This is a genomic window from Frigoribacterium sp. PhB24, assembly GCF_003755185.1.
In the GTDB taxonomy this organism is placed as follows: domain Bacteria; phylum Actinomycetota; class Actinomycetes; order Actinomycetales; family Microbacteriaceae; genus Frigoribacterium.
Genome location: NZ_RKIC01000013.1, coordinates 269,122 through 280,822, shown reverse-complemented (window position 1 = coordinate 280,822; position 11,701 = coordinate 269,122). Strand labels below are relative to the sequence as shown.

The following is an 11,701-nucleotide window of genomic DNA, read 5'->3' as shown; positions in this document are numbered from 1 at the left end:
TGGGTCCGGCTTAGATTGCCCCAGACACCCCGAAACACCCGAAGTGGGTCCCGCTTAGATTGCCCTGGTGGGTCCCAATAACGCTGCCATAGTCACCTGTCCGGACGTCGAGACGCGGGCGTATCCGATGAGCATGAGGCGACTGTAGCGTTCAGACCCCCATCACCGGGCAATTTTGCGGGACAGGCATACGCGAATCCGCAGGCCAGGCGCCACTTGACCTCACCCGACCGAGAGCGGCCCCAGAAGGTGTCCCGATGAACGACCGTCTAACGGGCAGCGCGTTACCTTTTCCCGGCGCCCAGTTTGATTTGAAAGCTGTTTCGAACATCCGTTCCCGGCGGGCCGATCTGAGCCGTGGCCCTTCCTTCCGGAATCGATCCGTGTCATCGAACCGTCACACGGGTAGGGCTGAAGCAACACGCATGCGGCAGGTCGAACAGCACAGTCCCTGCCGTTCGCAGGAGTGCGCAATCTCACACCACGACGGCGAAGGAACCATCGAATGTCGAATGAAGACTCCCAAAACCACAAGGACGCAGGGCAGCAGCACGCAGCTGGCCCAGGGCGTCAGTACCTCCGATTCGGCGCCATGATCCTCACCGCCATGGTCGTCATGTACTGGACGATGTTCCTCGGCTCTTGGGAATGGGCGCATGTCCGTTTCAGCGAGAGTCGCGTGTTTATGGCCCTCACGATGATAGGCACCATGGGCCTCGTGATGCTCGCCTGGATGCTGAACATGTACAAGAACACCAAGGCGAACATCGCCGTCGTCGCGACCAGCGTCGTCTTGATCGGAGGAGGCGTCGCCCTCGACCGGAGCCAGATCCTTGTAGGCGACACGGGATGGATGAGCGCGATGATCCCCCACCACTCCCTGGCGATCACACGCTCGGAACGTGCTCAGATCGAAGACGTTCGCGTGTGTGAACTCGCAGTCGACATCAGTGAGGCGCAGCGTCGGGAGATCCGGGAAATGGATTGGCTCATCGAGGACATCGAACGCAACGGCATCGCCGCGACCGCCGAGGAAGCACAGGCACGTCCCGCACCGACCTACGACGACACCGCTGACCGACAGTGCCCAACGGATTGAATTGCCCAGCAGTCAGGATCGATGTAGCCGAGGTCGCGGCTGGTCATCGAGTCACAGCAGGGGGAAGGCAGGGAGGCCGACGGCCGCGACGATGACCAGCGCACCAAGTACTACGGCGGTAGCTGCCTGCAGCCGAACAGCGACAACGGCCGGCCGTGGTGTCTTCGTCCGCTGGAAGGCCGTCGACACCCAGCGGAGCGCGTAGAACAGCGATGCCACCGACACGACCGCAGCGATGACTACTAGCCACGGCATCCCGCCCTGCCAGGTGGCCGTGAAGACCGCTAGTTTTCCTACGAAAACCGCGGTCGGTGGCGTGCCCACGAGACTCAACAAGGCGACTACGACGACACCGGTAATGACTGGATGTTCCCGCGCTGCACCGCGCCAGGAGGGGATCGTCGCCCGGGCCGGGAGGGCGGCGATCGCGGCGAACAGGGCCAGGTTTGTCACGGCGTAGAACACGAGGTATATCAGCAGTGCGGGGCGAGCTGACGGCTCGGCCCCGATCACAGCGACGGGCATCAGCAGGAACCCGACCTGCCCTACGGTGGACCAGCCGAGTAGCCGTGAGGCGCTGCGCTGCCAGAACGCGGCGAGGGTGCCGAGCGTCATACTTGCCGCGGCGAGCACACCGATCAGTAGCGGTGCATTCAGAGTCTCGGGCATGACGCCAACGAGACGCGCCAGTGCGATCAGGGCGCCGAGCTTCGGGACGGTAGTGATAAACGCGGCGATGCCAATGCCGGAACCCTCGGCTGCATCTGGGACCCAGAAGTGTCCGGGGACGGCCCCCGCTTTGAATAGCAGCCCCGCAAGGGCCCCAGTGAACCCGAGCGCGACCGCTGCGGCTGGAACGTGTGGGAGCGCACGCTGCAGCTCGGGGTAGGTGCTGCCACCGGCAACACCGACGAGGACGGTGATGCCAAAGAGCATCACGACGCCGAATACCGCACCCAGTAGGTACGTCTTCATCGTTGCCTCCGCTGCCATCGCAGATCGGGATAGCCCGATCAGCGCGTACAACGGCACTGTCGCCAAGAGGAACCCCGTCGCCACGATAAGGAGATCGTTTGCGCCGGCGAGGACGACAGTCCCGAGTGCGGCCAGGAGCAGTAGCGACGCGGTCTCGCTCTCCCGAGCAGAGCCCTGGGACTCCCGTCGTCCGATGAGCATCACAACGCCGGTCGCCAACGGAACGAGAATCCTGATCGTCATGGTCGCGTCGTCGAGGGCGTAACTGTCACTAAAGACGGTCGGTGATCCTGTGCTCACTGCGGCCGCGACCGCACTGCCGCATGCCGCGGCAATCGCGAACCAGGTCACGAGCGCCTGCCGGCGTCGGGGCAGGAAGCTGCCGCCAAGGAGCGCAACGATCGCGCCGCTCATCAGGACAATCTCCGGCAGAAGGGCGCCGTAGTCCATGTTCACGCCTAACCCCCAACCAAGGCGGCCAACTGCCTGGCCGCAGGGGCGATGAGCTGCAGCAGCGGTCCTGGAACCACGCCGACGGCCAGTGAGAGCAGCAGGAGCGCACCGATCGTCATGGTCTCCCGGGTGGTGGTGTCGGTGAAGCCTTCGGCGAGACGTTCCGTCGGGCCGGTGAGCATCTTCTGCACGGTGCGGAGGAACAGGGCGGCGGTGATCAAGATCCCTGGCAGTGCGATCGCCGCGACCGCGGTTGCGCCGATGCTGCCAGCGAAGATCTGGAACTCGGCAATAAACCCGCTGAAGCCGGGGATTCCGAGCGACGCGAACGCGGCGACAGCAAAGAGCCCAGAGAATCGTGGTGCGGGTTTCGCGAGGCCGCTGTAGTCGCTGATCTCATAGCTGTCCCGCCGGTTGTACAGGACGCCCGCTAGGAGGAACAGCGCCCCGGTGATGAGCCCATGCGACACCATTTGCACGGTCGCGCCGGTGATCGCCAACTGCTGCGCCTGGGCGGAGGAAGACCCTGTCACGCCCGCGGCGCCGACGGCCAGCACGACGTAGCCCATGTGGTTGACCGAGGTGTACGCGATCAGCCGCTTCACGTTCGTTTGCGCCAGCGCCACGAGTGCCCCATAAAGCACTGACACGATGCCGACGATGACGATTACCCATGACCAAGATCGCCAGGCGTCGGGCAGCATCGGCATCGCGATGCGGAGGAACCCGTAAGTGCCCATTTTCAGGAGGACGCCCGCGAGGACAACGGAGCCGATGGACGGTGCGTCGGTGTGTGCCGGCGGCAGCCAGGAGTGGAACGGCACCGTGGGGGTCTTGACGGCGAAGCCGACCACAAGCGCTGCGAGTACGGCACCAGCGGCGAGCGGTGTGCCGGTGTAACCGTGTCGGGTGAGTTCGACCATGTCGAATGTGTGCGGCGCCGATCCGAGGTACAGGCCGATGAATCCGAGCAGCAGCGCCAGCGATCCGAGGAACGTGTAGAGGAAGAACCGCAGTGCCGACCGGTGATGGTCACCATGCCCCCAGCCCGCGATCACGAAGTACATGCCCACGATCGACAGGTCGAAGAACACGAAGAACACCAGCAGGTCCTGCGCGGCGAACACCCCGAGGCAGGTGGTCTGCAGGAACATGAAGAGCGCAGCCTGCGGACGGGGCCGATCGGTGTCCCGGATCGCCCAGAGCGCACAAGCCAGGAACACAACGTCGGTCAGGAGCACCAACGGTGCTGACAAGCCGTCGATGCCGACGTGATAGCTGGTGCCGACACTCGGCATCCACTCGACCCGCTCCTCCCATCGCAGGCCCGGCATATCGGATGCGGGGAGGGCCACGAGGATTCCCAGAGCGAGCTCCACCACGCTCGTCGCCAGCCATACCCACGCGGCTACCCGCCCTGACATCGCCCGTGTCAGGGCTAGGACCGCCGCGACGGTGACGGGAAGAAACACGATCAGACTGAGCACGATCACCTCACGACTAAGAGCAGGATGGCGGCGGCGGCGACGGTTAGAGTCGCGCCGATGTAGTAGTGGTGCACCTGGCCGGTTTGCGGGCGCCGCGCCAGACGACCGAGTACCGCGACAGCGGAGCCGAGCTGCCCCGTCACTGCGGCGGGTCCGCGCTCATCGAGCACGCGTGCGGCGCGTGCGGTGCTCTCGAGTGCACGTCCCGACCGATCAAGGGCCGTGCCATAGAGGTCATCCATTGCTTGTGCGACGCGTGCGGTGCTCTCGAGCGCACGTCCCGACCGGTCGAGGGCCGTACCGTATCGGTCATCCAGCCGCGCAAGGACTGCAGCGAGTCTCAGGGTCGGCGCTGCGATGACCGTGACGGCTGCCCGCTCTAGCCCGAACCAGTGCATCCCGATGCGGACTGTTGGTGTGCGCCACAGGACCAGCAGGACCACGACGACCGCGATCGCCGCCGACGCGGCGAGCTCCGGCCACGACACCGCAGGCCCGGACAACGGGTCGAGCAGCGGATGCAGCAGCGGCGTGCCGAGGAGCGCAAGTCCGGCTGCAGCGACGGCGAGTACCACCATCGGGACGACCACGAGACGGGGCACCCGCCGGGTGCCGTGTTCCTCGTCGTCCCAGGATGCTTCCGGTGTTCCTGCACGTCGCCACAGCAGCCCGATGATCCGGGCAGAGTAGGCCGCCGCAAGTGCCGCCCCGGCCAGGCCCGCCGCGTACAACCAGGGCTGTTCCTCCAGTGCGGCGGCGAGGACGACGTCCTTGGCGTACCAGAGTGACAGTGGCGGCAGACCAGCCAGCGACAGCGCACCGACAGTCGCGAGGACACCGATCGCGGGCCAGCGGGCGGCGATGCCGCGGAGACCGGTGAACTGTTTCGTCCCGGTAGCCGTGAGCCACGCGCCTGCGGTGAGGAACAGCAGCGCTTTCGTGGCGGCGTGCGTGATGAGCTGCGCGGTTCCGCCGCTGACCGAGCCGACACCGGCGGCGAGGACGACGAACCCCAGCTGAGATGCCGTTGATGCGGCAAGCACCTGCTTCAGGTCCCGTTGCGACAGCGCGATGAAGCCGAGCACGATCGCGGTCGTAGCGCCCACCCACGCCGCCGTCGGGCCTGCCCAATTGGTCACGCTCAAAAGCGGTTCGACGCGGAGCAGGAGATACCCGCCCATGGCGACCATGGCCGCGGAGTGCAGCAGCGCGCTCACGGCGCTCGGGCCCTCCATGGCACGGGAGATCCAGAACGAGAACGGCAGCTGCGCCGCCTTCCCTAAGCCGGCAACAAGCAGCCCCGCGGCCGCAACGTGTACCCACGGGCCCGGCAGCGATTGCAGAGCGGTGAGCGACCAGGTGCCGCCACCGGCGATGACTGCGCCGGCGGCGAGGTACATGCCAAGGTCCCCGGCACGGGTGACGGTGAACGCGATGAGTCCGCCGTCGACGCGGTTCCGGTCTTGCCAGCGGAACCCGATGAGGGCGTAGGAGGTGGCGCCCATCACCTCCCAGGCGGCGAGCAGCAGCGGCAGCCCGGTCGCGGTCACGGTAACCACGACGGCGGCGAGGAAGAGCAACATCAGCCCATGGAACCGGGCAGCAGGACGCGTCCGGTCCGCGGTCGCGAACACAAGCACGAGGAACGCGACCCACGCCACGGTTGGCAAGACGACCGCGGCCAGCGCATCGACGCGAAGATCCGGGCCGGGGGGTGCGAGAAGAGCTGGCACCCCGCCGGTTACCTCCGCACGGGTGGCCGCCGCGATGGTTGCGAAAACTGCGGTCACAGCGGCCGTGGCGAGGCTGATGGGGACCGCGATCCGTTCGGCCAGGCGTCCAGCAGTCGACAGTCCTGCCCCGACAAGGGCGGGCAGGATGACGGCGGTAATCAGCGCGGCGCTCACTGGGTGAGATCCGTTGCCGAGTCGGTCATGTCGGAGTTCCGGGAGCGGTGCAGGATGGTGGCGACGGCGAAGCCCATCGCCATTTCGATTGTCATCGCTGCGATGATCACCAGCAGCAGCACCTGCCCGTCGACCGTTGGTGAGAGATACCACCAGAACGCGGCGGCGGCGAGGATGACGGCGTTCACCATCACCTCGATACCCATCATCACCATCACGACCACCTGCTGCGAGATCGCCCCGTACAGCCCGATGGCGAACAGTGCGGCAACAACCAACAGGACCAATTCCAGGGTCATCGTCCGATCCCTCCGGGTTCCGGATCCGAGGGTTGGTCCCGGAGTTCGTCGCCGCGTCGGTCGTATCGGCCCCTGGGGTTTGCAAGGACCAGGGCTGCGACGATCGTGGCGAACAGGATCGGGCTGATCGTCAGCATCACCAGCATCTTTGAGCCCATGATCGCTTCTCCGAGCGCTTGGGTGGTGTCCGCCCCCGGCGAACCGGCGCGGTCAGGCCATGGGATGAGGAGCGCGGCTGCGGCGAGGCCGACGAACACCGCGACCGCGATCATCGCTGCGGGTCGTTTGCTGTGGGTCATATCCATCGGCATCAGCGCCGGGTTCATACCCATGTAGGAGACCATGAACACGGCCATGACGGCCATCTCCATCACCATCATCAGGATCGTCACGACGCCGATGAAGTCCAGGTGTAGCACCAGAACGGCTGCGCCCACGGCGATGAACGACACCGCCAGGGCGTACGTGGCGCGTGCCATCGAATCAACCCGGAACACCGCGGCTGCGGCGACCACCGCGACCACTGCCGCGACCCAGAACACGATCGTTGCCATCACGGTCATCAATTTCCCGTCACGGCCAGCACCGAGGTGACCAGCAGCTGCAGCAGCACCAGCGGCAACACGACGACCCATCCGATTTCTGCGAGCCGCTGCGGCCGCACTGCGGGCATCGCACGTCCGAGCAGCAAGAACACGGCGAGCAACGCACACGTTTTCACCAGCACCCACAGTGCGGGCGGGAGCAGCGGACCGGCACCGCCGCCGAGGAACATCGGGACGGCGAACGCGGCGCCTGCGACGAGCAGGCACCACCTGCCGGCGAGGACGAGCAGCCGGTCAACGCCGGAAAGTTCTCCGAGGACACCGCCGGCGATGTCCGTACCGGCAGGGAGGGCGAACGGACCCCACGCGGAGAATGCGGTGACGGAGGCGCAGTAGACAACGAACGCGACCGGCATGGTGACCGCGAACCAGATCGGTTCCTGCGCCGAGACCACGTCTGTCAGCCGGAGGCTCTGCGCCCCGATCGCGGGTGCGGTCAGGGCGAACATCAGCGGGATTTCGTACGCCAGCGCCTGCGCCAGGAACCGGTAGCCGCCGATCAGCGGATGCACACTGTTGCTGCCCCAGCCGAGGAGCCACCACAATGCCCAGAGGGTGACGTCCACGGCGTTGAACCACACGACGCCGACCGGCACGTCCAGCGGCGTGAGGTTTCCGACCGGGACGGCGAGGGCGGCGAGGAACGCGGCGACGATGAGCCCGGACCCACCGATCCGCCACAGGAGGGTGTCCGCGCCGAGCACGGAACGGCGCTGCTGGCGCAGAAGCCGGTGGGTTTCATGGAACGGGGACAAGACCGCAGCGCTCACCGGTGTCCCGCGGTCCCGTGCCACCAGAACGGCGTTGCCGCTGGCAGCCGTGATGGCGAGCACGACGACGACGACGGGCAGAACGAGAGCCCAAAGGGTGCTTTCGATATCAACCATGGTGGGGGTGTCTCGTCGTGCCGGCCTGTTCGGTGATGTCGGTGCGACGGCCGGGGTGCACGGTGAGTGCTGCGACGATGAGGCGGGCGCTGCCGATGTCGCGCCCTTCTATTAGTGCCGGAATCTCATCCGCCGTCGTTGACGGCTCCGGTTCGAATTGAGCCGCATTGAGCGAGACGGTTGCTCGCTCCAAGCGGGCCAAGAGAACGGTGCGGACGTCGACGCCAGGCCTGACCTGGAGTCCGTTCAGGGACCAGCGGAGCAGCAGGGATCGTTCGACCCGGCGGCGCAGCGGGAGAAGGCGCTTTCGCGCCTGATCGCGGCGGCCGGTCACGGCAAGATCTCGCACGCGGAGTGTCCGAGCTGCAGCGGCATCCCACCCGGCAACGGCCAGCACCTGGGCAGCCTGATCGAGTGCGATGGCCGCCACGTTCTGCGGCTCCGCGTGCTGGTAATCGTCGACGTCGATCATCGAGGCGGAAGCGCCGGTGATGGTGTCGCCGGCAAGCGTCACATCCAGGACCACACCAGCGGGCCAGGCCGGCAGGATCGGGCCGAGCCTCCGGTGGAGTACGTCCATCTCCAACCCGTCCCGGTCATCGGCACCATCGGCGAGCGGGTAGCCGCCTGGACCACTCATCGACATGTGATCCATCGACGTGTGGTCGTGCCCGTCCGCTGTCATGTCGTCGTGGTGCATCGATTCGTCAGCATGATGGATCGTGTCCTGGTCCTCGCGTGCGGCGGATCGCTGTGCGGGTCGGTTTGCAAGCGCATCCTGCGCGGCCCCGAGGACGGTGGCGATCTCGTCGGGTCGGGTGAGCGTGGCTCGGTGCTTCGGGTAGGGCATCTGATCCCATACGCGGTCGAGGAGGGTCTGCAGCTCTGGTCCGGGTGTTCCGCAGACGAGGAGGACGTCGCTCTCCGCCGGGTGGACGGCGAGGATGTGGCCTGCGGCGGCAGCCGTGGCTTCACACTCGATCCGAACCAGGCCGTTGCCGGGCACCTCGACGAGAAGCACATGCAGCGGGCGGCGACGGTCCTCGGTCACACCCATCGGAAGGCGCCTTCCCGCCAGGCCCAAACCACCCCTGCCACAAGGACCCCGAGGAAGACGAACATCTCGATGACTGCTTCTGCACCCATCTGCGCGACCACGACCGCCCACGGGTACATGAACAGCATTTCCACGTCGAAGGCAAGGAACACCAGCGTCATCGGGTACCAGCGGGTGTGGAATCGCGAGAGTGCATGTTCCTGGAGGTCCCACCCTGACCCGAACGGCAGCACACCTTTGCGAACCGGAGCGACCGTCATTGCTCGTGACACCAGCACCAGGGCGGCGATGCCGAGCAGCCCGACGCCGAGCACGATGCCAATGGTGACGTATGCGGACATTCAGGATCTCCTTCCCCGACGGGCATACCCCGGAGGGGTACTGCAGGTGAGTGTAGGCGGGAGGCAGTTCAGTGTCCGCCAGTCAGTGAAACCTGCGGAGTCGGAGGCTGTTGCTGACGACGAACACCGAAGACAGTGCCATCGCGGCGCCTGCGATCATCGGGTTCAGCAAGCCAGCCATCGCGAGTGGGATCGCGGCGACGTTGTAGGCAAAGGCCCAGAACAGGTTCACCTTGATCGTGCCGAGAGTGCGGCGGGCGAGCGCGATCGCATCTGCAGCAGCGCTTAGGTCGGCGCGGATCAGGGTGATGTCGGCGGCTTCCATGGCGGCGTCGGTACCGCTGCCCATCGCGATGCCCAGGTCAGCGGCGGCGAGAGCGGCGGCGTCGTTGACGCCGTCACCGATCATCGCCACGGACCGGCCCTGCTTCTGTAGCCGGATGATGGTCTGGTACTTGTCTTCGGGTCGCACCTCAGCTTCGACGTCATCGATGCCGATTTCTGCAGCGACCGTCCGAGCGACGTCGTCAGCGTCGCCGGTGAGCATGATCGTGCGCAGCCCCATTTGGTGGAGGCGACGGACCGCGTCTGGGCTGGTCGACGCGACGGTGTCCGCAACGCTGATGACGCCGCGGGCGGCGCCGTCCCAGGCGACAACGACCGCTGTCGCGCCGCCACGTTCGGCGGTCCGGACTGCATCCGTGACCGATTCCGGAATGGTGATTGCCCACTGCCCGGTCAGCCACGCCGGTCGGCCGACGAGCACGAGAGCGCCGTCGACGATGGCTTGCACACCGAACCCTGCGGTGGACTGGAACGTCTCTGCTACCGGATAGTCGGTGGCTGCGCCGGTGATGGCGCGGGCGATTGGATGTTCCGATCCTGCTTCCGCCGCAGCAGCGAGGGCCAGCACACGGGCCTCGGCGCCCCCATGGACGGCAGTGACCTGGTGGACGCTCATCCGGCCCGTGGTGACCGTGCCGGTCTTATCGAGCACGACGGTGTCGATCCGGCGGGTGGCCTCGAGGACCTGCGGGCCGCGGATGAGGATCCCCAGTTGGGAGCCGCGGCCGGTACCGACAAGCAGCGCGGTGGGTGTTGCAAGCCCCAGGGCGCAGGGGCAGGCGATGACCAGTGTCGCGACCGCAGCAGTGAACGCAGCTTGCACATCTCCGGTGACTAGCAGCCACCCCACGAGGGTTAGAACCGCCAAGCCCATGACAATTGGGACGAAAACGGCGGAGACACGGTCGGCAAGGCGCTGCACTTCGGCCTTGCCGCTCTGCGCGGAGACCACGAGTCGGCCGATGCGCGCCAGCTCGGTGTCCTGTCCGACGCGGGTGGCTTCGACGATGAGCCGGCCACCGACGTTCACGGTCGCTCCGGTGACGGTGTCGCCGGGGCCGACCTCGACGGGCACCGCTTCCCCCGTCATGACACTGGTGTTGACCGCGCTCGTACCGTCGCTGATGGTTCCGTCGGTGGCGATGCGCTCACCGGGGCGGACCACGAACCGGTCCCCAACCTGCAATGCCGAGCTTGGCAGCTCCACTTCGATGCCGTCGCGGAGAACAGTTGCAGTTGGTGCGCCCAACGCGAGCAGCGCCTGGAGGGCGGCTCCGGAGCGGTCCTTCGCGCGCGCTTCGAAGTACCTCCCGGCGAGGAGGAACACCGTCACCGCGGTGGCGACTTCGAAGTACGGTTCCGGCGCAGCGCCGGGGTGCGGAAACCAGGAAAACGCCATCCGCATCCCGATGTGTCCGGCGCCACCGAAAATGAGCGCCCACACAGACCACCCGGTTGCGGCGGCGACACCGACGCTGACGAGGGTGTCCATCGTCGCGGCACCATGTCGGGCGTTGATCACGGCAGCTCGGTGGAACGGCCACGCGCCCCACACGACGACAGGCATCGCCAACAACAGGACGGCCCACTGCCAGCCCGGGAACTGCAGCGCCGGGACCATCGACAGCGCTACCACCGGGACGGCGAGCACGGTGGACACAATCAAGCGTCGCCGCAGCGGCACGAGCTCGTCGGTGTCTTCACTGCCCGATTCGGGCAGGTGGGCGCCGTAGCCAGCGGCCTCGACGGTGCGGATCGCATCATCGACGGCGAGGTCTGCGGGGAGGGTGACGGTGGCGCTTTCCGTGGCGTAGTTCACACTCGCCGTGACACCGGGCAGCTTGTTCAGTTTCCGCTCGATCCGGTTCGCGCATGACGCGCAGGTCATCCCCTGGATCGTCAGCTCGACCGGCGCGGTTGTGGTGGTCATGATGCGACCAACGTGTAGCCGGCCTCCTTCACAGCGGCGGAGACTTCCTCCTGAGACAGGTCGCGGGTGCTACTCACCTGAACGGTGGAAACACCGCCGACATTGAGGTCGATGGCCACATCCGTGACGTCCGGCACGGTGGTGAGTTCTTCGTGGACGCTCGCCACGCAGTGTCCGCACGTCATGCCGGTGATGCCGTACGTTTTCGTCAACTGCTCGCCCATCGTGGTGTCCCTTCGTGTTCCAACGGTTCATCAGGTACCCTAGGGGGGTATCTAGGTGAGTGTAGCTCCGGGCCGCGGAGATCTGTTCCCAG

At 66.4% G+C, this 11,701-nt stretch carries 11 protein-coding genes; 1 reads left to right on the top strand and 10 read right to left on the bottom strand.

All coding sequences use genetic code 11. The features are described from left to right. Positions 1 to 592: 592 nt before the first annotated feature. Positions 593 to 1,099, top strand: coding sequence for a DUF305 domain-containing protein (locus EDF50_RS13050; protein ID WP_233570632.1), 507 nt, complete (start codon positions 593 to 595; stop codon positions 1,097 to 1,099). 51 nt (positions 1,100 to 1,150) lie between these two features. Here the strand turns inward: EDF50_RS13050 and EDF50_RS13045 are convergent, their stop codons facing one another. The 10 genes from EDF50_RS13045 to EDF50_RS13000 form a co-directional block, all read right to left on the bottom strand. Beyond that, a complete protein-coding gene (locus tag EDF50_RS13045) occupies positions 1,151 to 2,524 on the bottom strand; it encodes an NADH-quinone oxidoreductase subunit N (RefSeq protein WP_123519970.1) in 1,374 nt (457 codons plus the stop codon). Between the two features lie 8 nt (positions 2,525 to 2,532). Continuing rightward, complete coding sequence (locus EDF50_RS13040) at positions 2,533 to 4,020, bottom strand: NuoM family protein (protein ID WP_223269464.1); 1,488 nt, start codon at positions 4,018 to 4,020, stop codon at positions 2,533 to 2,535. After that, positions 4,017 to 5,921, bottom strand: coding sequence for a proton-conducting transporter membrane subunit (locus EDF50_RS13035; protein ID WP_123519943.1), 1,905 nt, complete (start codon positions 5,919 to 5,921; stop codon positions 4,017 to 4,019). The genes EDF50_RS13040 and EDF50_RS13035 overlap by 4 nt, the downstream gene beginning before the upstream one ends. Next, positions 5,918 to 6,220, bottom strand: coding sequence for an NADH-quinone oxidoreductase subunit NuoK (nuoK, locus tag EDF50_RS13030; RefSeq protein ID WP_123519942.1), 303 nt, complete (start codon positions 6,218 to 6,220; stop codon positions 5,918 to 5,920). Before nuoK ends, EDF50_RS13035 begins: the two co-directional genes overlap by 4 nt. Beyond that, positions 6,217 to 6,774, bottom strand: coding sequence for an NADH-quinone oxidoreductase subunit J (locus EDF50_RS13025; RefSeq protein WP_233570637.1), 558 nt, complete (start codon positions 6,772 to 6,774; stop codon positions 6,217 to 6,219). The genes nuoK and EDF50_RS13025 overlap by 4 nt, the downstream gene beginning before the upstream one ends. Before the next feature lie 8 nt (positions 6,775 to 6,782). After that, complete coding sequence (locus EDF50_RS13020; RefSeq protein ID WP_123519941.1) at positions 6,783 to 7,712, bottom strand: NADH-quinone oxidoreductase subunit H; 930 nt, start codon at positions 7,710 to 7,712, stop codon at positions 6,783 to 6,785. After that, positions 7,705 to 8,769 carry a hypothetical protein gene (locus tag EDF50_RS13015; RefSeq protein ID WP_148053749.1) on the bottom strand — a complete coding sequence of 355 codons (1,065 nt, stop codon included), beginning with the start codon at positions 8,767 to 8,769 and terminating at the stop codon, positions 7,705 to 7,707. Before EDF50_RS13015 ends, EDF50_RS13020 begins: the two co-directional genes overlap by 8 nt. Then, a complete protein-coding gene (locus EDF50_RS13010) occupies positions 8,760 to 9,110 on the bottom strand; it encodes an NADH-quinone oxidoreductase subunit A (protein ID WP_123519939.1) in 351 nt (116 codons plus the stop codon). Before EDF50_RS13010 ends, EDF50_RS13015 begins: the two co-directional genes overlap by 10 nt. A gap of 82 nt (positions 9,111 to 9,192) precedes the next feature. Further along, entirely contained in the window at positions 9,193 to 11,385 is a 2,193-nt protein-coding gene (locus EDF50_RS13005) for a cation-translocating P-type ATPase (RefSeq protein ID WP_123519938.1), read from the bottom strand. Then, complete coding sequence (locus tag EDF50_RS13000) at positions 11,382 to 11,609, bottom strand: heavy-metal-associated domain-containing protein (protein ID WP_123519937.1); 228 nt, start codon at positions 11,607 to 11,609, stop codon at positions 11,382 to 11,384. Before EDF50_RS13000 ends, EDF50_RS13005 begins: the two co-directional genes overlap by 4 nt. Positions 11,610 to 11,701 lie beyond the last annotated feature (92 nt).

Bases quoted from the DNA above. Each gene is read 5' to 3' on its own strand.
- EDF50_RS13050 (WP_233570632.1), top strand. From the start codon at position 593: ATGATCCTCACCGCCATGGTCGTCATGTACTGGACGATGTTCCTCGGC.
- EDF50_RS13045 (WP_123519970.1), bottom strand. From the start codon at position 2,524: ATGGACTACGGCGCCCTTCTGCCGGAGATTGTCCTGATGAGCGGCGCG.
- nuoK (WP_123519942.1), bottom strand. From the start codon at position 6,220: ATGACCCTGGAATTGGTCCTGTTGGTTGTTGCCGCACTGTTCGCCATC.
- EDF50_RS13025 (WP_233570637.1), bottom strand. From the start codon at position 6,774: ATGGCAACGATCGTGTTCTGGGTCGCGGCAGTGGTCGCGGTGGTCGCC.
- EDF50_RS13020 (WP_123519941.1), bottom strand. From the start codon at position 7,712: ATGGTTGATATCGAAAGCACCCTTTGGGCTCTCGTTCTGCCCGTCGTC.
- EDF50_RS13015 (WP_148053749.1), bottom strand. From the start codon at position 8,769: ATGGGTGTGACCGAGGACCGTCGCCGCCCGCTGCATGTGCTTCTCGTC.
- EDF50_RS13010 (WP_123519939.1), bottom strand. From the start codon at position 9,110: ATGTCCGCATACGTCACCATTGGCATCGTGCTCGGCGTCGGGCTGCTC.
- EDF50_RS13005 (WP_123519938.1), bottom strand. From the start codon at position 11,385: ATGACCACCACAACCGCGCCGGTCGAGCTGACGATCCAGGGGATGACC.
- EDF50_RS13000 (WP_123519937.1), bottom strand. From the start codon at position 11,609: ATGGGCGAGCAGTTGACGAAAACGTACGGCATCACCGGCATGACGTGC.